This is a genomic window from Ensifer sp. EB106-03-01-XG145, assembly GCF_058792075.1.
Genome location: NZ_JBYTEC010000011.1, coordinates 31,921 through 54,139, shown reverse-complemented (window position 1 = coordinate 54,139; position 22,219 = coordinate 31,921). Strand labels below are relative to the sequence as shown.

Here is a 22,219-nt window from a genome sequence, read left to right as displayed (position 1 = left end):
ATCACGGCAATGCTCAATCAGATCAAGGGTCTGCATCACGTCACTTCGATGGCCGACGATGCGCGCGAAAACAACCTGTTCTTCACCAAGTCGCTCGGCCTGCGCCGCGTCAAGAAGACGGTCAACTTCGACTCGCCGGATGTCTACCACCTCTATTACGGCGACGAAGCCGGCACGCCCGGCACGGTCATGACCTATTTCCCCTTCCCGAACATGCCGCGCGGCCGTGCCGGTACCGGCGAAGTTGGGACCACCGTCTTCTCCGTGCCCGAAGGCTCGCTCGGCTTCTGGCGGGATCGCCTGACGGCATCGGGGGTCTCCGGTCTCAAGGACGAAGAAACCTTTGGCGAGAAGCGCCTGAACTTTGCCGGCCCTGATGGCGACGGCTTCGCGCTCGTTGAGGTCAAGGACGATCAGCGCACGCCCTGGACGGAAGGCGGTATCTCGGCGGATCATGCGATCCGCGGCTTCCACTCCGCCGCCCTCCGTCTTCGCGATGAAGGCGCGACGGCCGAACTGCTGAAGTTCATGGGCTACGAGGAGCTGGACCGCAAGGACGGCGTCACGCGTTTGATCGTGCCTGGCGGCAACGATGCGCGCGTCATCGACCTCGAGACGATGCCGAATATCGGCCGCGCTTCCCAAGGCGCCGGTTCGGTGCACCACATCGCCTTTGCCGTCGAAAACCGCGAAAAGCAGCTCGAAGTGCGCAAGGCGTTGATGGACACTGGCTACCAGGTCACCCCGGTCATCGACCGCGATTACTTCTGGGCGATCTATTTCCGCACGCCGGGCGGCGTGTTGTTCGAGATCGCCACCAACGAGCCCGGCTTCGACCGGGACGAGGATCTCGCTCACCTCGGCGAGGCGCTGAAGCTGCCGCAGCAGCACAAGCACCTGCGTCCGATCCTGGAAAGCCACCTGCAGAAGATCGACGACTAACACGTCGATGCAGAGAAGGCTCGCCGTTATTGCGAGCCTTCGGCACCGGATCGTACGGAAGAACGGTTCACAGTTTCGTCGAAACCGTGAATCTAACGCTTTGAAAACAGGCAATCTCGGACGGGTGTCTACCCGTTTCCGGAAATTGCTCCAGGAGACAAAAATGGTCGATCATGGCTACGTTCACAAACTGAAGGCCGGCAAGCCCGGCCAGCCGATCTTCTTCGTCTTTCACGGGACGGGCGGAGATGAAAACCAGTTCTTCAGCTTCGCGTCCGAGCTTCTGCCCGATGCGACGATCGTCTCGCCGCGTGGCGACGTGGCGGAATATGGGGCTGCGCGCTTCTTCAAGCGCACGGGCGAGGGCGTTTACGACATGGCGGATCTTGCACGCGCCACCGAGAAGATGGCCGGTTTCGTCAAGGCATTGGCCGCGGAGCATCAGGCTTCGGAGGTGATCGGCCTTGGCTATTCCAACGGCGCGAACATTCTTGCCAATGTGCTGATCGAAGACGGTGTCTTCGACAAGTCGGTGCTCATGCATCCTCTGATCCCGTTCCGGCCGAAGGACAACGCGGGCCTCAAAGGGCGCCGGGTATTGATCACGGCCGGCGAACGCGATCCCATCTGCCCGGCGCCGCTGACGCAGGCCCTGGCAGACTATTTCCAGGGGCAGGGCGCCGTAACGGAAACCGAATGGCACCCGGGTGGCCACGATATCCGCCAGAACGAGGTCGCCGCGATCGGGCGTTTCCTGAAAGCTTGACGCTATTCCAGCCGGCGGCGGAACAGCCATGAGGCGGCCGAGAGGGTGACGATGGCGATCAGCAAGAGCGGGATCGTCTGGCGCACCACCTCGACCGCCGGAATGTCCTTTAGGAATACGCCCTTCACAATTACGAGGAAGTAGCGCAACGGGTTGACGTAGGTGATCGGTTGCAGCCACGAGGGCATGTTCTCGATCGGCGTCGCGAAGCCGGAGAGCAGCATTGCCGGCACCATGAAGAGGAATGCACCGAGGATCGCCTGCTGCTGTGTCATCGACAGCGCCGAGATGAACAGGCCGAGACCGACGACGGCGGCCAGGTAGAAGACTGCGCTGCCGTAGAGCAGGAACAGCGAGCCGCGCAGCGGCACGCCGAAGATGAAGACGGCGGCCAGAATATAGATGGTGATGTGGAACAGGCCGATCATCATCGGCGGGATCAGCTTGCCGATCAGGATCTCGTGGGTTCGAAGCGGTGAGACCATGAGCTGATCGAAAGTGCCGAGCTCGCGTTCGCGCGCGATCGATAGCGCGGTCACGATCAGGCCGATCAAAAGAGCGATGCTCGCCACCAGGTTCGGCACCATGAACCATTGATAGGTGAGGTTCGGATTGAACCAGTTGCGCGCTACGACCGTGACGGCGCCCGACGCCATGCGCTTGCCGGCCGGAGTCTCGGCGGCAAGCGTTCCTACGATGCGGCTGAGATAGCCGGAGACGATCTGCGACGCGTTTGAGCGGCGCCCGTCGAGGATGAGCTGCACCTTTGCCGGCCGGCTCCCCTCAATATCGCGCGAGAAGGTCGGGCCGATTTCGATCGCGGCAATGACCTTTTGGGTGTCGATCGCCACGCGCACCTCGTCGGGGCTGTTGGTGAAGCGGATGCTGCGGAAGGTCGGCGATCCCTGGATCTCCTGAACGAGATCCTGGCTCCAATGGCCGCTGTCTCGGTTCAGCACCATGACGTCGACGTTCGTTACCTCCAGCGTTGCTGCGTAGGAAAACACCAGCAGCTGCATGATCGGCGGCACGATCAGCACGGTGCGTCCCTTGGGATCACGCAGCACCGCCAGCAATTCCTTAACGATCAGCGCTTTGAGCCTTGTCCACCACATCTCAGCCAATCCTCTTGCGGGTGCTGCGGGCAGCGAGTGCGAAGAAGACGCAGCCGATCAGGAGCATGACGGCGATGGCACGCGTGAACATCGGCCAGATGTCGCCGGCAAGGAACACGGTCTGCAGGCTTGGGATCAGATAACGCGCCGGCACGATGAGAGTGATCCATTGAATAACCGTCGGCATCGAATTGATTTCGAAGAGAAAGCCGGAGAGCAGGAACGCCGGCAGAAAGGCTGAGATCAGCGCGAGCTGTGAGGCGAGAAACTGGTTCTTGGTCGCCGCCGAGATCAGCAAGCCCTGGCCGAGCGCCGGCATCAGGAAGGTTGCCGAGAGCGCATAGAGTGCTGCGATCGAGCCGCGGAAGGGGACGCCGAAGAGGAAGACGGCAAGCAGAACGCAGAGCGTCATCGAGGTGAGGCCGAGGATAAAATAGGGCAGCAGCTTTCCGGCCAGGAGTTCGGCGGCCGAGACGGGCGTCGCCATCATCGCCTCCATCGTGCCCCGTTCCCATTCACGGGCAACGACGAGCGAGGTGAGCAGGGTACCGACCAGCGTCATGACGATGGCGATTGATCCGGGCACAAGGAAATTCCGGCTGGTCAGCTCCGGATTGAACCAGAATCGCTGCTCAGCCGAAATTGCCGGCGGCCGGCCGGCGCTGTCGCTCAAGCGCTGGCGCTCCCAGTTGGCAAGGGTCGCCTGGGCGTAGTTCTGCACGAAGTTGGCGGTGTTGGGGTCCGAGCCATCGACGAGCACCTGCACCGTCGGATGGCGCCCGGCGGCATAGTCCGTCGTGAAGGCGGCCGGAATCACGACGATGCCGCGCACGCGACCAAGCACCAGGTCTTCTTCGAATTCGCGCCGGTCGCGGCCGACCGTTACCTTGAAATAGCGTGACGCCTGGAAGCCGGCGGCGAGGTCGCGGGTCAGCGGTGCCTCCTCCTCGATGACGAGCCCGACGCGGGTCTGCGTCGTATCGAGCGAGACGCCGTAGCCGAAGAGAAACAGCAGGATCATGGGCAGCACGAAGGCGATCAGGATGCTGCTCGGATCGCGAACGATTTGATAGCTTTCCTTGCGCACGAGTGCGGCAAAGCGACGGGCTCGGGCGGCCCGGCTTTCGATGTTGGCGGATTGCACGTTCATGCCGCCTCCTTTTCCTCCGACCCCTGAACCAGGGCGATGAAAGCATCTTCCATCGTCGGGTCCGGAAGCTTGTCGCTTGCGACCTGTGCCTTCAGCTCATCCGGCGAGCCGAGCGCGATCGACCGGCCGCGATAGATGAGCGAGATACGATCGCAATACTCAGCCTCGTCCATGAAATGCGTGGTGACGAGCACGGTCACGCCCTTTTCGACCAGCCCGTTGATATGGGTCCAGAACTCGCGCCGGGTGATGGGGTCGACGCCGGAGGTCGGTTCATCGAGAAACAGTGCTTCCGGCTCATGCAGCACGGCGCAGGCAAGGGCCAGCCGCTGCTTGAGCCCAAGCGGCAGATCCTTGGCGGACATGTCGAGCAGCCGGCCGAAGGCGAAGATATCGGTCATCAGCTGGATGCGTTCCCGCTTGCGCGTGCCGGAAAGGCCGTAGACGCCGGCGAAGAAACTGAGGTTCTGCGCGACGCTTAGGTCGCCATAGAGCGAGAACTTCTGCGCCATGTAGCCAAGCCGGTTGCGCGCCTCCGCCGCGTCGCGACGCAAGTCGAAACCGGCGACGCGGCCTTCGCCGGCCGTGGGCTTCAACAGCCCACACAGCATCTTGAACGTCGTCGACTTACCGGCGCCGTTCGGGCCGAGCAATCCGAAGATCTGGCCGCGCGGGATATCGAAGGTGATGTCGTCGGCGGCGGTGAAATCGCCGAAGCGTTTCGTCAGGCCGTGGGCCTCGATGACCGGCTTGCTGTCCTCCATCGTGAAAGGTGTCTGTGTTTCCTCCAGTTTCGAGCGGCCGCCGGGGCCGCCGCCGAGCATGTCGATGAAAGCATCCTCGAAGCGGGGCGGGGTGGTCGTCACGTCAGGCGCAGACGAGCCGTCGTCCGGTGTCGGCGGTTTTGTGTCCGGCTTCATCACCAGTCGGATCGCTTCACCCTGGATGACACCGTCGACGACATCGTCGTCATCGAGCAAGCGAGCGAGCTTCTGGCGGCGTCCATGCGCGATACCGGAAACCTTGAAGACGCGGTCGGCGACCCGAGCGGTCAGATCGGCGGGACTGCCGGCAAAAAGCAACTTGCCCTCGTTCAGCAGGAGAACGCTGTCGCAGGCCTCGGCTTCGTCGAGATAGGCCGTCGACCAGACGACGCCAATGCCCTCGGCCGTCAGGTTCTCGACCATCTTCCAAAGGTCGCGGCGCGAGATCGGATCGACGCCGACGCCCGGTTCGTCGAGGAGAAGCAGGCGAGGCTTGCGCAGGAGCGCACAGGCGAGGCCGAGCTTCTGCTTCATGCCGCCGGAGAGTTTGCCGGCAAGCCGCGCGGTAAAGCGCTTGAGATCGGTGAATTCCAGCAGTTCGTCGAAGGTCGCGGCTCGCTCGGAAAGCGGCAAGCCGCGCAAGTCGGCATAGAGGTTGAGGTTCTCCTGTACGGAAAGATCTTCATAGAGGCCGAAGCGCTGCGGCATGTAGCCGATCGCTGCCTGGATGGCGGCGGCATTGGTCACCGTGTCGAAACCGAGAACCTCGACCTTTCCCTCGTCCGGCACCATCAGCCCGGTCATCAGCCGGATCAGCGTGGTTTTTCCCGCGCCATCAGGGCCGACAAGCCCGGTGATCCGTCCGCCGAGGATTTCGCCATCGATGTGGTCGAGCGCCGGCGGGGCATCGCCGAAGCGCTTGACCACATCCAGGATCCGGACGAACGGTGCGTCGTCGTTCATCGTATTGCCTCTGCGGATGCGGGCAAGTGCACTGTCACCGGCATGCCCTGCCTGAGATCGGGACCCGGCTTGTCGACCACGATGCGCAGGCGATAGACGAGATCGGTCCTGAGCTCTGGCGTTTCCACCGACTTCGGTGTGAACTCGGCGACGGGCGAGATGAAACCTACCGTCGCGTTGTAGGGGCGATCCGGCGCACTGTCCGACGTGATCTCGACGTTCATGCCCGGATGCACCCGGCCAAGATCCGGTTCTGCGACATAGGCCCGGACCCAGACGGGTTCGTTGAGCGAGACGACATAGACCATGTCGGACGGCGCGACGATGGCGCCGACTTCGCGCACCCGGGACAGCACCGTGCCCGCGCTTGGCGCGAGCAGGCGGGTATCGGCAAGCGACGTGCGGGCACTTTCGAGCTTGGCTTCGGCTGCGAGCACCTGTGCCTGACCCGCCTCGATGTCCTCAATCCGGCTTCCCTCCACGATGAGCGCCAGCGCCTCGCGGGCGGAGGTGGCGCGTGCAGCGGCGGCAGCCCTGTTGGCGCTTGCCTCATCCAGATTGGCTTGCGAGATGGTGCCGTTCGGACGCAATTGCCGCGCGCGTTCATAGGCAAGGTTGGCATTTTCCAGATCGGCGAGGCGTTCTTCATGGGTGGCCCGCGCCTGGGCGATTTCGGTCGGGCGGGCGCCCGCCTTCAGTTTTGCAAGATTGGCCCTGAGCGCGCCGAGTTCGGCTTCGGCCGCGGCCACCGCCTGTTCGAACGGAACGGCGTCAAGGGTCGCAAGGACATCGCCGGGCTTCACCGCGTCGCCTTCGTCGACGCCGAGGCTCGCAATACGGCCATTGACACGGAAGCCGAGAGAGACTTGGCGGATGTCGACATTGCCGTAAAGCACCGAGGTTCGCTCCGTGCCGGTCCAGCCGAGCCGCTGGGGGACGTCGAACCACCAGGCACCGGCAGCAGTGCCAGCGAGCAACAGAAGGGCGATTGCCGGCTTGTTCATGGCTGACCCTCCTTCTCGCCGCCAAGCGCCGCGACAAGCTCGGCGACGTGCCGACGCAGAATGTCGAGTTCGTCGGGGCCAACGGCCTGCCAGTTCATCTGCCGGAGCATGGCCGCATGGGCCATACGGAAGACGAGGATGCTGCCGACGAAGGAGAGAGTCTTCAGCCGGACATGTTCGGATTGCGGCGGTTCGTCGAGAATGGTCGCGACCAGTCTCCCGGCCATGCCGATGATCGGTCCCATGACGTTGGTGTAGACCCGTTCGAAGGCTTCGGTCGGTTCCATCTGTTCGCGGATGATGAAACGCGCCCAGCTTTCGGACTGCCGGCTGACGAAGATCGCGACCATGTGTTGCGCCGTCTGGGTCAGGAGTTCCCGGGCTTCCTCAGCCGACATCGCCTTGCCTTCGTTGTCGAGGCGGGCAAGGCGCTGGAGGATCACGTTTCTGAGATCGCCGACATGTCCAACGATAATCGATGCAAGGTGTTCTGCGGCGGCGATGTAAAGGCCTTCCTTGCCACCGAAATAATAGGGGATCGCCTGCAGGTTTACGCCGGCAGTCTCCGCGAGCCTCCGCGTGCTGGCGCCATCGAACCCGTAGCGGCCGAAGACATCGATGGAACTCGTCAAAAGCTTTTCACGCGTGACATCGCCGCGGTCCTGCTTGGGTGCTTGGGTCGAGGTTTTGTTTTTCATCATGTCCTGAAATTACATCATTCCATTGATTAAGTCAATCGAATGAATTTGTCATGCGCGGTTGTGCGGCTCCGGTCCGGGCCATGGGCGGATCAGCGAAACGTTCGCGGCTCACGGCAGAGCGAGGTAAAGGTTGGCTGTGATATTGCCATAGGGCGTAGATGGTTGCGCATGGCGCCTAATGACGGCGCTCGACCACAAGGGGATGGGGAGCATTTTCTGCCGGATTGGGGAATTGGCGGAGCCTAGACCGCGGCAGAGAAATCTATCGAAATCTTGGTGCCGCGCTCCGGGGCCGTATCGACCACGATGGTCGCCTGGTGGAGCTCGCTGATGCGCCGGACAATCTTCAGGCCGAGCCCGAGCTGACCGGAACTCTTCACGTAGCCGAGATCCTCGTGGTGTTCGGGCAAGTCGACGAGCCCCTTGCCATTGTCCTCGACGGAGACGACCGGGCCGGGACCGCAGGCGAGAACGATCCGCGTGCCCGGCGGATTGTGCTTCACCGCATTCTCGATCAGGTTTCGCAGCATGTTCTCGACGAGCGCCGGGATCGCGGTCACCGGCGGCGTGCCTTCGTCGACGAATTCGAGCGACTTGTCGTGGTCGAAGACGAACGGCGCGATCGCTTCCGCAACAGCGGCCCCGATTTGCGACAGGCTGGTGCGCTGGTAGGCGGAGGGATCGACTGCATCGGCCCGCGCCAGAGAGGTGAGCTGCTCCAGGATATGGGTCAGAGCGTCGAGGTCCCTTTCGGCATTGCGGGCCCTTGGGTCGTCGATGCGGCTCAGTTCCATCTTGGCGATCGAGACCGGCGTCCGGATCTCGTGGGCGATCGAGGATGAGAACAGCTTCTGCGACTGAATGAGATCGGCAACGCGCGTGAGCATGCGATTGACCGCGGAAACCAGGCGGGCGATCTCCTGCGGCATCCGCGTCAGTGGCAGGCGTGCATCGCTGTCGCGCGGATCCAGCGCATCGGCAGCCTGGGCCGCCATGGCGACGGGTTTCAGAGCGCTGCGAATGGACCAGATCGTCGCACCGATGACGAGGCAGAACATCAGCGTCATCGGTACGATCATCGAATCGAACATCTCATGCAGTAGGGCGCCGTACATGAAGCCGTTCGGATCGTTGAGGATCGCAAGTTCGATGAGCACGGTGGTCCCGCTCCGTTCGAAAGATTGGCCGCCGGCGACGCTGAAGGGCTTTCCGGGAGCGATCAGCCGCTTCCAGAACTGCGGTGCATCCATGCTGATGGGCAGGAAATGCTGGGCGCATTCGCTCGTACAGTTCGAATAGACGATCACGCCTGAGGCTGTGCGGATGCGCAGGAAGATCGAGCCATCGTCGTCATGGCGGTCCTGATAGCGCTCGCGCATCTCGTGATTGGGCTCGTAGCTCACGACGCCATCGCGGACCTGGACATAGCCGGCCAGGTTTTCGGTTTCCTGCTGGAGCATGAGCACGCTCAGCTTGTCGTCGTCGAACCAGTAGTCGGCAAAGACGACGCCAATCTGGATTGCCATGGCGATCAACGAAAAGGCGACGATGCGGCGGGCGACGATGCCGATCAGCGACGGGTTGCGGGGTTTCATGAGGCGCGCCTGAGCAGATAACCGATACCGCGCACGGTCTCGATCTGTACGCCGGTGTCAAGCGGCTGCAGGCGCTTGCGCACGCGTGATACCGCGAGCTCAAGCGCATTGGGCGTCATTTCCTGGCCATATTCGGAAAGCGCCGTTTCAAGTTTGCGCTTCGGCACGACGCGGCCGACTTCTCGCATCAGGATTTCCATCAGCGAACGTTCGCGCGGCGGCAACGGCACCACGATGCCGTCACAGGTAAGGTCTGCGGTCGCCGGGTCGTAGCGCAAGGCGCCAGCCTCCAGCACCGGCTGGACCGCTTGCGGGTTGCGTCTCAGCATCGCACGGCAACGGGAGAGAAGCTCCCGATGATGGAATGGCTTGACGAGATAGTCGTCGGCACCGGCATCGAGCCCGGCAATACGCTCGTCGACGGATCCCTTGGCGGTGATGATCAACACGGGCAGCCCAGGATAGTCGTGCCGGAGGCGACGAAGCAGGGACAAGCCGTCGCCGTCGGGCAAGCCGAGATCGAGCAATACGAGATCGTGCTCCTGCCCCGCGATTGCCGTTTCGGCGTCCGCAACGGTTGAAACGGAATCGAGGCGCCAGCCAGCGTCCCGCATGGTTTCTCCGACCAGTTCGACCAGTCGCGGGCTGTCTTCAACCAGGAGCAAGCGCATTGAATCGTCTCGATATTACAGGGGCCGCTGTCGACCATATGGGCTTTCGCTTGGGCTGCCAACTCCCGGTCGCAATACCCACCATCGCGTGCATGGAGCGGTCAATGAGCAATCTTGACGGGGTTTCGACAGCTTGCACGTCGTATCTCGACCGGTGAGGGGGAGGCTGCAACTAACAGGTGGCCGTATTGCGGTCTCCGCTTCGACTGAATGCCCGCGCCTGTATTGACCATCTCAGATGATCGTGCAGTCGCCGCTGGAGACGACCGCTTTGATTTTTTCGAGAATTCGCCGGCCAGAGATCGGTAGCATCGCTCTGAGCGCGATCGTCAGCGCCTATCTGCTTGTCGCCACCAACAATTCCTTCTGGACGCACACGTTTGCCTATTTCAACGATTCCGTCGTGGCGCTTGTGTCCTTCAGCGCGGCACTCTGCCTCCTGACCTTTGCTGGGCTTACGACCGCTTCCGTCAAATATGTGATGAAGCCGGTGTTGATCTTCTTCATCATGGTGTCGGCGTCGGCCTCCTATTTCATCGACACCTTTGGCGTCATCATCGACAAGGACATGATCGGCAATGCGGCCGTGACGACGCAAGCGGAAGCCGGCCACCTGCTGACCGGCAGCCTGGCGATGCACCTGCTGCTCTATGGCTTGCTTCCCTCGCTTCTCGTCATCTGGGTCAAGGTTCGCCGTCGCCCCTTCGTCGCGAATGCCGCGATCAACCTTGCGGTAATCATCCCCTGCATCGTCGTCAGCAGCGGGCTGGTTTATGCCAATTTCGCGAACGTCGCCTACGTGATCCGCGAACACAAGGACCTGATGAAGCGGTTCAATCCGACGGGGCCGGTCTCGGCCGCGATGCGGTATGCCGCTTCGACTTTCAAAGAGCGCAACATCGTCGTGCAGCCGCTCGGCACCGACGCTCGCCAGGGTCCGCGGATTGCGGCGGCCGGCAAGCCGGTGGTCGTTGTCGTGGTTGCCGGCGAGACCGCGCGCGCAATGAACTTCTCTTTGAACGGCTACGCACGCGAGACCAATCCGGAACTGAAGGCGCTCGGCGTCGTAAACTATACGGACACCACGAGCTGCGGCACGGCGACGGCGATTTCGCTTCCCTGCATGTTCTCCGTCTATCCGCGCAATGAATACAGCGACTGGAAGGCCCGTTCGACGGAAAATCTGATGAACGTGTTGACGCGTGCCGGCGTCTCGACCACGTGGTGGGATAACAACACCGGCAGCAAGGGCATTGCCGATCTCATCAGCTTCGCCAGCATGACCAACCAGAAGAACAGCCCCCTGTGCAAGAACGGCGAATGCCTGGATGAAATCTTCCTCGGCGAACTCGACAAGAAGCTCCAGGCGACAACATCGAACAGTGTTATCGTCCTGCACCAGCTCGGCAGCCACGGGCCGTCCTACTATCTGCGCTACCCTGAGAAGTTCCGCCGGTTCACGCCGGATTGCCGGACGCCGGAACTGATGAAGTGCTCGGTCGCCGAGATCACCAACGCCTACGACAATTCGATCCTTTACACCGACTACGTGCTGGCAAGTGTTGCCCGTCTCCTCGAAAAGCACCAGGACCGCGTGGCGGGCGCGATGATCTACATGTCTGATCACGGAGAGTCGCTCGGTGAAGACGGTATCTATCTTCACGGTGCGCCCTACGCAATTGCCCCGCGGGAGCAGACGCAGGTGCCGTTCGTCGCCTGGTTTTCGAAGCCCTATCAGGCGGCCATGCGGGTCGATACCGCCTGTCTCGCCAAGGACACGGCACAGCCGAAGTCGCACGATAATCTCTTCCATACCGTTCTCGGCATGATGAACGTCGAGACGAAGGTCTACAAACGTGACCTCGACGCTTTCGCAAATTGCACGCGGAAGCCGGCCGGTGGCCCGATATTCCAGTCGGCAGATACCGCCAACGATCTGCCGGCCAATACAACGCGCGCCGTCGCATTGCCGGGCGCACTCTGAGCGCAACCGCCACCGGTTGCCGCGATTTTTCCAGGGTCTCGGAACAAAAGCGCGTTTCGACGCTTCCTTGCTTACATGTCCTCGACTCCGCGCGGACGGTCGGCGACCCCTTTTGCCATATCAGTCCGGTGGACAGAGGCGCCAATCCGTACGCAGGAGGGTTAGATGCGCGTCGTCGGTATACAGGTTTCCCCAGAAAGAGGCGGTCGAGCCGGATTTAGCGTCGAGTTCGTCGGCGATGGCGGGGAAGTGGTGACCGTGATGTGCCCGCAGGATGATGCCGGCTCCTTGAACCGGCTCAACGTCATCGCAAAAGCAAAGGATATGCTCAGAACGGCGCTCGACGCAGACGAAGCGCTTCAGGCTGCGGGCGGTGCGAAGGGGGCCTTTCGCGGACCACTGCCGAATGCACGTCGGGCGCATGATCGGGACGCGATGGAAGAGCAGCTCGAAGAGGGGCTTGAAGATACATTTCCGGCGAGCGACCCGGTATCGATCGCCACTTCGACGATCGCAAAGGGCCATTCCCGCCGCTGAGGGCTCAGCGACGATGCCGCCTGTTCCGAGTGACGGCGAATACGGCTTTCGCGATTTCGCTCGAAGGCGTACCTCCGCCCAGTTTCGGCCATCTCGGCGGACTACCGGAAAAATTGTCGGGCAGTTTGACGTGAGTCGGTTCTTTCAATCGATATCGCGCGCATACGTTTCGACGAAAGACTTGTTATAGTGTTTTGATTTATCGATATTTTCCCTCGGATCCGCCCGGTTCGAGGGTTTGGAGTATGTGTGGAGAGTAGACGCATGGCCGGCCGGCAACTCACCTTCGCTATCGGCGACATTCATGGTTGCCTCGACCAGTTGCGTGTGCTTTTGCGCGAGATTGAAACCTATGCACCGGCGGGCAGGGTCATTTTTCTCGGCGACTTGATCGACCGGGGGCCGGACAGCCGCGGTGTCGTCGAGTTGGTCATGGGCGGCCCGTCAAAACCCGGTTGGACCTGGCTGACACTCAAGGGCAACCATGAAGAGATGTTATGGGGCGCCAGCAGCGGCGAGAGCGACGTTGATTGGTGGCTCATGAACGGTGGCCAGGAGACGCTGGTCTCCTACAATGGCGTCGTTCCCGGTCGGCATTTGAAGTGGATCAAGGAGCTTCCCACGATCCTTGTCGAACGGCATCGCATTTTCGTGCATGCGGGTGTCGATGAGACCTTGCCGCTCGAACAGCAAGGCGACGAGATCTTCCTCTGGATCCGGCGACCAGAGGACTATTCGGGCGAGTACTTTGGAAGACATCTCTGCCATGGGCATACACCCAGCATGGCCAATCCGCGCACGATCGGAAACCGGACCAATGTCGATTCCGGCGCCGTCTTCAGTGGCGTGCTGTCCTGTGCCGTCTTCGATGACGATCAGCCCGGTGGCCCGATCGATTTCCTCATGACGACGCAAATCCAGGCCGCAAGCTGAGCGACATCGCTGGCGGTTGCGGCGCAAATGCCATTGTGCGTCCGGCCGTCCGGTAGTAGGTGTGCCTTCTCCATAGGGCGATGTTGCTGCCGCCCGTTTCACCACCTCAGGGGATTGCCTTGGACGCCGCGCCTTTATCCGTGTTCACGAAGAATTTTGCTGCCCTGCTGTTCGATATGGATGGCACTCTGCTGAACTCCATGGCCGTCGTCGAGCGCGTCTGGGGCGCCTGGGCGGTGCGCAACGGGATCGATCCGATCGAGTTCATAAAGACCGTTCACGGCGTCCGTGCCGTTGATACGATCCGCAACCTCGAACTGCCCGATGTCGATCCGGAAAAGGAAGCCTTTGATCTGGCGCTCGCAGAGATCGCCGACGTCGAGGGCATCGTCGAAATTCCCGGTGCCGTCGCCTTCCTGAATTCACTACCGCCGGAAAAATGGGCGATCGTCACGTCCGCGCCGCTGGACTTGGCAGTGCGCCGCCTTGCTGCCGCCGGCATCCCAACGCCGCAGTTGATGATTACGGGCGAAGATGTTTCCGTCGGCAAACCCGATCCGCAGGGCTACCGGATGGCTGCCGAGCGCCTGGGTGTGCGTCCGGAGGATTGCCTGGTCTTCGAAGACGCACCCGCTGGCATTCTTGCCGGTCTCGCTGCCGGCGCCGACGTCGTCGTCGTTACCGGCGCACACGCGGCTGCGGAAGGTACTCCGCACCTGACGCTTGATCGCTATCACGAGATCGAGGTGGAACTCGCAAGCGACGGCATGCTGTCGCTGCGTCAAACATTCTGAAAGCCGAAGGTCGGTGATGACCTTCGGCCTCCCATTCGAACTCAGGCGTTGAGCCAGCATTTCGTCAGCGCGTGGCCGCCCATCAGTTCGCCGTTCGGATCGTCGACCCAGCCGCCGACCTTGTCGCTCGTTGCGTCGATGTAGTTGTTGAACATCGGCACGATGACCCCGCCCTCGTCACGCAAAATCATCGCCGACTGGCGATAGAGCGCCTTGCGCTTGGCTGTGTCGAGTTCGCCGCGCGCAGTGAAGATCAGCTTGTCGAAATCCTCGCGGAAGAAGCGCGTGTCGTTCCACTCTGCCTTCGATAGGTAGGCGATGGAATAGACCTGATCCTGCGTCGGCCGCCCGGTCCAGTAGGACATGCTGAAGGGCTGCTTGTTCCAGACATCCGACCAGTAGCCGTCGCCCGGTTCGCGCTTCAGGTCGATGGTGATCCCGCATTTGGCGGCACTCATCTGGAAAAGCTGCGCCGCATCGACGGCGCCTGGGAAGGCGACGTCCGAAGTTCTCAGCAGAACCGAGCCGCTGTGGCCGGACTTCTTGTAGTGGAACTTTGCCTTGTCCGGATCGAATGCCCGCTGTTCGATGTCGTTGTCGAAGAGCGGATAGCCCTTGATCATCGGCGTGTCGTTGCCGACGGTGCCGTAGCCGGCGAGCACCTTGGCGACCATCTCTTCGCGGTCGACGGCGTATTTCAGCGCCAGGCGCAGGTCGTTGTTGTCGAAGGGTGTCGTGTTGCAGTGGGCGATGAAGACGTAGTGACCCTTGCCCGGCACGTTGCGGATGACGACGCCCGGCAGACGCTGGATCAGGGCCACAACCTTGGGCTCGATGCGGTTGATCATATGGATCTGGCCGCTCTGCAGGGCGGCGGTGCGTGCCGTCGAATCGTTGATGACGGCGATCTCGATCTGGTCGGCATGGCCGCGCTCGGCGGACCCCCAATAGCCTTCGTGGCGTTCGGCGATGTGTTTCACGCCCGGCTCATTGGAGACCACCTTGTAAGGCCCGGTGCCGATGCCCGCCGTCGGATCGTCCTTGCCACCATTTGGCTGGATCATCAGGTGATAATCGCTGACGACATAGGGCAGGTCGGCGTTCGGTTGGCGAAGCGTGATGACGACGCTGTCGCCATCTGCCTTGATCGTCTCGAATTCCTGGACGAAGGGCAAGGCCGCCGACTTGGAATCGGCATCGCCGTGACGCTCGAGTGTCGCCACCACGTCCGCCGGGGTCAGTTCCTTGCCGTTGTGAAAGGTGACGTCCTTGCGGATCTTGAAGCGCCAGGTCTTGGCGTCGGGTGTTGCCTCATAGGATTCGGCGAGCCGATATTCGATCTCGCCGGCCGGAGATACCTCGAGCAACTGTTCTCCCCAGCAGCGCCCAAGTGTGTAGGGGACCTGGCTTGCCCATGTCGCGGGGTCGAGGCTGTTCGTCGACTCCCCGCCGACGAGGCCGGCCTTCAGTGTTCCCCCTTTTACAGGCCCGGCCGCTCGGGCTGCCTGGCCGAGCAGCAGGTTCGCCGACGCGACCGTAACGCCGAGCGCTGCGGCGCGCCCAAGAAACTCCCGTCGCGACAGCCGCCCTGCGGCCACCTGTTGGCTCATGAATTCCAGTTCTCTTGGCATGGCTCACTCCCTCCCTTGTAAGACCCGCCCGGCGCACCGGTATCGTTGCAGGATATTGGAGGCAGATATCGCGTCTGGATTCTTGCCGCGCGACAGTTGGTGCCGCAGATCGACTTGAGAACGTCGTATCCTCGACCGTCGGCACTACCCGACGGCGACAGGCAGCGTCAGCCTTTGCGGGCGTAACGTTGCAGAACGGCGGAGATATCCGGCTCGGTCTTGTCGATATCGAGTTCGGCGCGCAGTTCGACGGCGTGGAGATGCTCGAGCATGATCCGCTCTGCCGTGGCGGTGTCGCGCGACTGCAGCGCGCGGATGATCTGCACATGTTCGTCGACTGCGCATTCCGGAGAATGCAGCCGGGCGAAACGCGCTAGGATCAGCGAGCAGCGCGAGACGATCTCGCGGACAAAGCGCGCCAGGGCCTGCGAGCCCGTGAGTTCGGCGAGCAGGATGTGGAATTCGCCTGCGAGGCGGATCGAAAGCGGGCCGTGATCGGAAAGGGCTGCTTCTTCCTGCTTCACGTGCTGCTCCAGCCGCTTGACCTCGGCGCTGCCGAGATCGGCCACCAGCCGGCGGATCACTTCGGCTTCCAGCATGCGCCTTAGCGCGAAGATATCGCGGGCTTCTTCCAGCGTCGGCTCCGCCACGCAGGCGCCCTTGTTGGCTCTGAGATCGACGATGCCCTCGGCGTTCAGCCGGACCAGGGCCGCGCGAACGCTGGTACGGTTGACCTTGAAATGATCGGCGATCGTGTCTTCGGCAAGCTTCGTTCCCGGCCTTAATGCCTGCTCCAGGATGGCCTGGCGCAGGAGCCTGTAGACGACGTCGCTGCGGCTCGATTTCTCAGACAAGGTTGCCTCCCCCGACCGGCCGATCGAGGATCGGCCAAACATGTCCTGCATTTCGATAACGCCCGAATATTTCGTCGTCAATATTGTATACAATTATGTTGATGTTTGTATCCGTCTATCGTATGCAATTGATGGCGCTGACAATTACGGGTTGGTGTCGATCGGTTCGGGAGGAGGCGTGCGATGAGGACCGCACGACCAGGACCGGTCAGGACAAGGAAAACCAAAGGGAGGGAACTCATGAAAAACAGAATCCTACAGCTTTGCGCGACCGTTGCGGGCATCGCGGTCGGGCTTGTGGCCGCAACGTCTGCGAACGCGGCGACGACGCTTGAAACGGTCAAGGCGCGCGGCAAGCTGATCTGTGGCGTCTCGATGAGCACGCCGGGCTTTGCCACCGCGGATGCCAAGGGTCACATGGGGGGCTTCGACGTCGACGTCTGCCGTGCCGTGGCCGCCGCCGTTTTCGGCGATCCGGAAAAGGTCGATTTCGTCCTGACGAACATCAATACGCGCTTCCAGGCGCTCCAGTCCGGCGAGATCGACATGCTGTCGCGCCAGACGACCCTTACCTTCTCGCGCGAAGTCTCGCTTGGCCTCGATTTCGGGCCGACAGTCTTCTACGACGGCCAGGGGCTGATGGTGCCGAAATCGCTCGGCGTCAACAGCGCCAAGGAACTGACGGATGCCGCGATCTGCACGCTGCCGGGCACCACGACTGCGCAGAACCTCAGCGACTTCTTCCGTTCTATCGGCGGCAAGTTCGAACTGGTCGTCTTTGAAAACCCGGACGAAAACCGCAACGCTTTCTTCTCAGGCCGTTGCGAAGCGATCTCGTCCGACCGTTCGGACCTCGCTTCGATCCGCGCCGTTGCCAACAACCCGGATGATTACGTCGTTCTGCCGGAAACCATCTCCAAGGAGCCGCTGGCGCCTGCTGTTCGCCAGAACGATTCCAACTGGCGTGACATCGTATCCTGGTCCGCCTGGATGCTGATGGCGGCCGAGGAGCGCGGCATCACCCAGGCCAATGTCGACGAGATGGCCAAGAGCGAGGATCCGGAGATCCAGCGCATGCTCGGCGTCAATGAAGAACTCGGCAAGATGCTGAACCTCGACAACAAGTGGGGCTACAACATCATCAAGGGTGTTGGAAACTATGGTGAAGTGTTCGAGCGCAACCTCGGCACCAAGACCGCTCTCGGCCTGACGCGCGGCCCGAACACGCGCTGGAGCGAGGGTGGCCTGCTCTACGCACCGCCGTTCCGTTGAGGATTGACAGGCCCGCGCTCAAGCGCGGGCCTAGCTTTCTGCTGCAGAAATTCAAAGTGCCAAAGCGACCTCTGCGCCCGGCAAGACCCGCGGCGCTGTAGATCCTGCCTAAGGGACGGGTGCCGATGCCTCTGTTTTATGATGCGCGCATTCGCGCCTATCTCTATCAAGTGATCGCCGTCGGCGTCGTGCTGCTCATCGCCTGGGTGATGTTCAGCACCGCAAGCGCCAATCTTGCCAAGCAGGATATCGCGACCGGTTTCGGCTTCCTGGCGCGCCAGGCCGGTTTCGTCATCACGGAAACCGCGATCACCTACGAGCCGACCGATCCGATCGGTCGTGCGATCCTCGTCGGCATTGCCAATACGGTCAAAGTCTCGCTGCTCGCGGCACTGCTCGGCACCATTCTCGGTCTGCTGGTCGGCATCGGGCGGCTGTCGCACAATCCCGTGCTGTCGCGACTGATGCTTGCCTATGTGGAGGCCCTCCGCAACGTGCCGCTGCTGCTCTACCTGCTGCTCTGGTACTCGCTGATCATCTCCACCTTTCCGCCGGTCAAGCAGGCGATCCAGATGCTTCCGGGTGTGTTCCTGTCGAACAGCGGCCTGGTCATGCCCGCCCTGCACTGGGAGAGCGGATTTTCGGCAATGGTCACGGCTCTCGTTGTCGGCATCGCTGCGGCCGCTTCCGTTGCACGGATTCTCGGCCGCAGGCGCGTCGTCACCGGCAAGGACAGACCGATTGCCTTGATCGCGACGATCGCGCTTCTTCTGCCGCTCGTGGCAGCATTGCTGCTCGCCAACATTTCCGTCACCTGGGATGTGCCTGAGCTCGGCCGGTTCCGCTTGAGCGGCGGCTATCATCTGCGCCCGGAGTTCGTGGCGCTTCTCCTCGGGCTGACGCTTAGCGTGTCGGCCAACGTTGCGGAGATCGTCCGGGCCGGCATCCAGGCGGTCAGCAAGGGACAGTGGGAGGCCGCGACGGCGCTTGGTCTGTCACGCGCGCGCACCCTGAAGCTGGTGATCCTGCCGCAGGCGCTGAGGATCATCATCCCGCCTCTAACCAACACCTATCTGACCGTCTTCAAGAACAGCTCGCTCGCGATCGCCATCGGCTATCCGGACCTGGTGATGGTTTCGAACACGATTATGAACCAGACCGGGCAGGCGATTGAATCCATTGCCATTTTCATGGGCGTCTATCTCGGGCTGTCGATCCTCATCTCGCTGGTGATGAACTGGTACAATGCCAAGGTCGCGCTGAGGGAGCGCTGAGTAATGACACAGATCGATACCCTCATCGGCGACGCATCGCTTACGTCCCATCGCGAGGCGCCACCGGCACCGAAAGGTCGCTGGCTCAGCGCCTATTTCGGAACACCCGGCAACGCGCTGATCACCATCCTTTGCCTCGGCACGATCTTCGCGGTTGCGAAACTGGCGATCGGCTGGCTGTTCATCGATGCCACCTTTGTCGGCACGCCGGCGGAATGCAAGGTGACAAATGGCGCCTGTTGGCCGTTCCTGTCGGCGAAGATGCGCTACATCTTCTTCGGCTTCTATCCGTTCGAGGAGCAATGGCGACCGCTGACGGCGATGCTCCTGTTTCTCGGCGCCTGTGTCGTCTCGATGGTCCCGAAGGTCTGGGGACGGGCGCTGTTGATCGCCTGGATCGCAGTCGTCCTGCCGGTGCTCTATATGCTGATGGCGGGCGGGTTCTTTGGCCTGACGGTCGTGCCGACGACGCAATGGGGCGGGCTGCCGCTCTCCTTCATGCTTTCCTTCATCGGCCTTGCCTGCGCGCTGCCGCTTGGGATCGCGCTTGCACTCGCCCGCGCCTCCAGCCTTCCGGCCATCCGCATCCTGGGAGTGAGCTTCATCGAGATCGTGCGCGGCGTGCCATTGATCAGCATCCTGTTCATGGCAACGGTCATGCTGCCGCTGTTCATGCCCGATGGCATCACCATCGATAAGCTCATCCGCGCACAGGTGGCGATCATCCTCTTTGCCGCCGCCTATATCGCCGAGATCGTCCGTGGCGGCTTGCAGGCGGTGCCCAACGGGCAGGTGGAGGCCGGACACTCGCTCGGTCTGCACTACTGGCAGATCATGCGCAAGATCGTGCTGCCGCAGGCGTTGAAGAAGGTCATCCCGCCGCTCGTCAGCCTCTTCATCGGGTTCTTCCAGGATACGACACTGGTGACCATCGTCGGCCTACTCGACTTCCTCGACACCGTGCGCACCGCCATGCGCGATCCGGAATGGCAGGGCATTGCGGTGCTGGAAGGCTATGTCTTCGCGGCCGTCGTATATTTCATTTTCAGTGCTCTCATGGGAGCTTACAGCCGTTTCCTCGAACAATACTTCAGGACATAGCATGACTAAAGAGATTCATGTCATCCGCAATGTGCACACGCTCGTCGCCTTCGACAGCGAGCGCGATGGCCACGTCTATCTGCACAACGCCGACATCGCCTATGACGACAAGGGCTTCGTCCATGTCGGCGGTCACTACGAAGGTCCGTTCGACAGCGAGAGTTCCGGCCGTGACCGGATGATCATGCCGGGCTTCGTCAATGTCCATTGCCACTCCGGCGAAGAGCCGATCTCCAAGGGCATCTTCGAGGACATGGGCACGGCAGCCCTTTGGGGCAATGCGCTCTACGAATACTCCAACCTTCTGGAGATCGACGACGACACGATCGAGGCATCGCTGACCGTCATGGTCGGCGACCTGATGCGCAGCGGCGTCACCACGCTGCTCGATATTGCCGGCCCGCATGAAAGCTGGCTGCCGACGCTCGCGCGAAGCGGCGCACGCGCCTTCGTCGCGCCAGGCTTCCGGGAGGCGCAGTGGCATGTCGAAGACAGCCACCGTCTCGATTTCCGCTGGGACAAGGCGCGTGGGCGCGACGCTTTCGCTCGGGCTCTGGAGGTCGTCGATGCCGCGACAGCGCACCCCTCCGGTCGGCTTGGCGGCGTCGTCGCACCATCGCAGATCGAGACCTGCTCGCCGGAGCTGCTGCGGGATGCGGCGGCGGCGGCGCGCAAGCGCGGCGTTCCGGTCACCATCCACGCCGCCCAGACCATGGCCGAGCACGAGGAACTGTTGCGCCGGCACGGACTGACGGCCGTGCAGTATCTCGAAAGCCTGGGGTTGCTCGGCAAGGACCTGATCCTCGGCCATTGCATCTTCGTCGACAGCCATTCGTGGACGCGCCAACGCACGGAGGTCGATCTGCGTCTTCTGGCCGATCGCCAGACGACTGTCGCCCATTGCCCCGTCACCTTCTCGCGCAGCGGCATGGCGCTGGAATCGGTCGGCCGCTACCGTCGGGCAGGCGTCAACGTTGCGCTCGGAACGGACAGCTATCCCTTCAATATGCTGGAAGAAATGCGCCAGGCGATGATCTGCGCGCGACTGTCGGGCAAGTCCGTCTTCGATGTCGCGACCGGTGATATCCTGGAGGCTGCAACCATCGCCGGCGCCAGGGCGCTCGGCCGTGATGACATCGGCCGCATCGCCGTTGGCTCCAAGGCGGATTTCCTCGTGGTCGATCTTCGCCACCACGCGATGCAGCCAGTCTACGATCCGCTGCGCAATCTCCTGCATTGTGCAGCCGAGCGGGCGATCGAGCGGGTCTATGTCGACGGAACCTGCGTCGTCAGCGGCGGACGGCCAACCCTGATCGACTACGATGGAGCGCTTGCGAAGCTGCAGGAGGCACAGGACTACGCCTGCCGGAAGGCGCCCGCAAACGACCCAAAGGGCCGCGGAATGCAGACGCTCGCGCCGCTGTCCTTGCCAATGGCCGGTCCGGGAAGGGCGTAACCTCCCCACAATGCCGGCCGCCAGAAGAGGCGGGCGGTACAAATATCAGTAGAAAAGGCGGTGGGCGGCAAAGAGGCAGATCAGGATCGCCGCCGCCCCACCGGCCAACGCGCTCAGCCGCCGCTCAAGAAAATCACGGATCTCCTCGGCGAAGCGGCGCAGCAGCCAGGCAAGCAGGAAGAAGCGCGCGCCACGTGCAACGATCGCCGACACGATGAAAAAGCCGAGGTTGATGTTGGCCGCGCCCGAAAGGATGGTCACGACCTTGATCGGCGGCAGATGCGCCAGGCCCGAGGTCACGAGCAGCAATGCCAGCATTTCAGAGTCGACCGACGCCTTCAGATGCTCGAACGTGTCGAGCTTGCCGTAGAACTCCAGCAGCGGCCTTGCCAGCGTATCGAAGGCATAATGGCCGAGATACCAGCCGGTGACACCCCCGAGCACCGACGCGATGGTGGCCGCAAGCGCGTAGCGCCACGCCCGCTCCGGGCGCGCCAGCGCCATCGGGATAAGGAGCAGATCCGCGGGGACCGGAAAGATCGAGCTTTCGACAAAGGCGATGATGCCAAGCCAGACAATGGCGGTTTCTCGTGTCGCGAGCGACATCGTCCAATCATAGAGGCGTCGGAGCATGAGCTACAGTTCGCTGTTGGTGGTAGGCCTCTATAGGCGAGCGAGCAGGGTGTAAATGTGGCCGCCTTCGGCATTTGAG

At 62.1% G+C, this 22,219-nt stretch carries 20 protein-coding genes; 10 read left to right on the top strand and 10 right to left on the bottom strand.

Annotated features, from left to right (window positions below; genetic code table 11):
- Window positions 1-9 precede the first annotated feature (9 nt).
- Both AC3WWH_RS23460 and AC3WWH_RS23455 read left to right on the top strand, forming a co-directional pair.
- Entirely contained in the window at window positions 10-942 is a 933-nt protein-coding gene (locus AC3WWH_RS23460) for a VOC family protein (protein WP_058324951.1), read from the top strand.
- 163 nt (window positions 943-1,105) lie between these two features.
- Window positions 1,106-1,708, top strand: coding sequence for an alpha/beta hydrolase (locus AC3WWH_RS23455; RefSeq protein ID WP_058324950.1), 603 nt, complete (start codon window positions 1,106-1,108; stop codon window positions 1,706-1,708).
- A gap of 2 nt (window positions 1,709-1,710) precedes the next feature.
- On the opposite strand, the gene AC3WWH_RS23450 is transcribed toward AC3WWH_RS23455, so the two are convergent.
- The 7 genes from AC3WWH_RS23450 to AC3WWH_RS23420 form a co-directional block, all read right to left on the bottom strand.
- A complete protein-coding gene (locus AC3WWH_RS23450) occupies window positions 1,711-2,823 on the bottom strand; it encodes an ABC transporter permease (protein ID WP_058324949.1) in 1,113 nt (370 codons plus the stop codon).
- A 1-nt stretch (window position 2,824) separates the two neighbouring features.
- Entirely contained in the window at window positions 2,825-3,973 is a 1,149-nt protein-coding gene (locus tag AC3WWH_RS23445; protein ID WP_156433243.1) for an ABC transporter permease, read from the bottom strand.
- Entirely contained in the window at window positions 3,970-5,700 is a 1,731-nt protein-coding gene (locus AC3WWH_RS23440; RefSeq protein WP_058324948.1) for an ATP-binding cassette domain-containing protein, read from the bottom strand. The genes AC3WWH_RS23445 and AC3WWH_RS23440 overlap by 4 nt, the downstream gene beginning before the upstream one ends.
- Window positions 5,697-6,704: a secretion protein HlyD gene (gene hlyD / locus AC3WWH_RS23435; RefSeq protein WP_113398800.1), complete on the bottom strand. Its 1,008-nt coding sequence runs from the start codon at window positions 6,702-6,704 to the stop codon at window positions 5,697-5,699. The genes AC3WWH_RS23440 and hlyD overlap by 4 nt, the downstream gene beginning before the upstream one ends.
- Window positions 6,701-7,405: a CerR family C-terminal domain-containing protein gene (locus tag AC3WWH_RS23430; protein ID WP_492377289.1), complete on the bottom strand. Its 705-nt coding sequence runs from the start codon at window positions 7,403-7,405 to the stop codon at window positions 6,701-6,703. Before AC3WWH_RS23430 ends, hlyD begins: the two co-directional genes overlap by 4 nt.
- Window positions 7,406-7,647: 242 nt before the next feature.
- Window positions 7,648-9,000 carry a sensor histidine kinase gene (locus AC3WWH_RS23425; protein WP_058324946.1) on the bottom strand — a complete coding sequence of 451 codons (1,353 nt, stop codon included), beginning with the start codon at window positions 8,998-9,000 and terminating at the stop codon, window positions 7,648-7,650.
- On the bottom strand, window positions 8,997-9,671 hold the full coding sequence (locus AC3WWH_RS23420; protein ID WP_057248518.1) for a response regulator transcription factor: 675 nt from the start codon (window positions 9,669-9,671) through the stop codon (window positions 8,997-8,999). The genes AC3WWH_RS23425 and AC3WWH_RS23420 overlap by 4 nt, the downstream gene beginning before the upstream one ends.
- A 271-nt stretch (window positions 9,672-9,942) precedes the next feature.
- Between AC3WWH_RS23420 and AC3WWH_RS23415 the strand changes: the two genes are divergently transcribed.
- The 4 genes from AC3WWH_RS23415 (at window position 9,943) to AC3WWH_RS23400 (ending at window position 13,919) form a co-directional block, all read left to right on the top strand.
- Complete coding sequence (locus tag AC3WWH_RS23415; protein ID WP_162752529.1) at window positions 9,943-11,655, top strand: phosphoethanolamine transferase; 1,713 nt, start codon at window positions 9,943-9,945, stop codon at window positions 11,653-11,655.
- A 165-nt stretch (window positions 11,656-11,820) separates the two neighbouring features.
- Window positions 11,821-12,192, top strand: a complete 372-nt coding sequence (locus tag AC3WWH_RS23410; protein WP_058324944.1) for a hypothetical protein — start codon at window positions 11,821-11,823, stop codon at window positions 12,190-12,192.
- A gap of 264 nt (window positions 12,193-12,456) precedes the next feature.
- Entirely contained in the window at window positions 12,457-13,125 is a 669-nt protein-coding gene (locus AC3WWH_RS23405) for a metallophosphoesterase family protein (RefSeq protein ID WP_058324943.1), read from the top strand.
- A gap of 80 nt (window positions 13,126-13,205) precedes the next feature.
- Window positions 13,206-13,919: an HAD family hydrolase gene (locus AC3WWH_RS23400; RefSeq protein WP_113398799.1), complete on the top strand. Its 714-nt coding sequence runs from the start codon at window positions 13,206-13,208 to the stop codon at window positions 13,917-13,919.
- Window positions 13,920-13,960: 41 nt separating this feature from the next.
- On the opposite strand, the gene AC3WWH_RS23395 is transcribed toward AC3WWH_RS23400, so the two are convergent.
- Together AC3WWH_RS23395 and AC3WWH_RS23390 are read right to left on the bottom strand one after the other, a co-directional pair.
- On the bottom strand, window positions 13,961-15,550 hold the full coding sequence (locus tag AC3WWH_RS23395) for an ABC transporter substrate-binding protein (RefSeq protein ID WP_058324941.1): 1,590 nt from the start codon (window positions 15,548-15,550) through the stop codon (window positions 13,961-13,963).
- A 167-nt stretch (window positions 15,551-15,717) separates the two neighbouring features.
- Window positions 15,718-16,404 carry a GntR family transcriptional regulator gene (locus tag AC3WWH_RS23390; RefSeq protein ID WP_492377288.1) on the bottom strand — a complete coding sequence of 229 codons (687 nt, stop codon included), beginning with the start codon at window positions 16,402-16,404 and terminating at the stop codon, window positions 15,718-15,720.
- Between the two features lie 240 nt (window positions 16,405-16,644).
- Between AC3WWH_RS23390 and AC3WWH_RS23385 the strand changes: the two genes are divergently transcribed.
- From AC3WWH_RS23385 to AC3WWH_RS23370, 4 genes are all read left to right on the top strand, one after another.
- Window positions 16,645-17,676, top strand: coding sequence for an amino acid ABC transporter substrate-binding protein (locus AC3WWH_RS23385; RefSeq protein WP_057248512.1), 1,032 nt, complete (start codon window positions 16,645-16,647; stop codon window positions 17,674-17,676).
- 125 nt (window positions 17,677-17,801) lie between these two features.
- On the top strand, window positions 17,802-18,950 hold the full coding sequence (locus AC3WWH_RS23380) for an amino acid ABC transporter permease (RefSeq protein WP_058324940.1): 1,149 nt from the start codon (window positions 17,802-17,804) through the stop codon (window positions 18,948-18,950).
- A gap of 3 nt (window positions 18,951-18,953) precedes the next feature.
- A complete protein-coding gene (locus tag AC3WWH_RS23375) occupies window positions 18,954-20,051 on the top strand; it encodes an amino acid ABC transporter permease (RefSeq protein WP_058324939.1) in 1,098 nt (365 codons plus the stop codon).
- A 1-nt stretch (window position 20,052) separates the two neighbouring features.
- The gene (locus tag AC3WWH_RS23370; RefSeq protein WP_113398798.1) at window positions 20,053-21,507 is read left to right on the top strand and encodes an amidohydrolase family protein; all 1,455 of its coding nucleotides are present in this window, start codon (window positions 20,053-20,055) and stop codon (window positions 21,505-21,507) included.
- Window positions 21,508-21,552: 45 nt separating this feature from the next.
- Here AC3WWH_RS23370 and AC3WWH_RS23365 read toward each other — a convergent pair whose 3' ends face one another.
- Window positions 21,553-22,140 (bottom strand): YqaA family protein, encoded by a 588-nt coding sequence (locus AC3WWH_RS23365; RefSeq protein WP_058324938.1) that lies wholly within the window; start codon window positions 22,138-22,140, stop codon window positions 21,553-21,555.
- Between the last annotated feature and the right edge of the window lie 79 nt (window positions 22,141-22,219).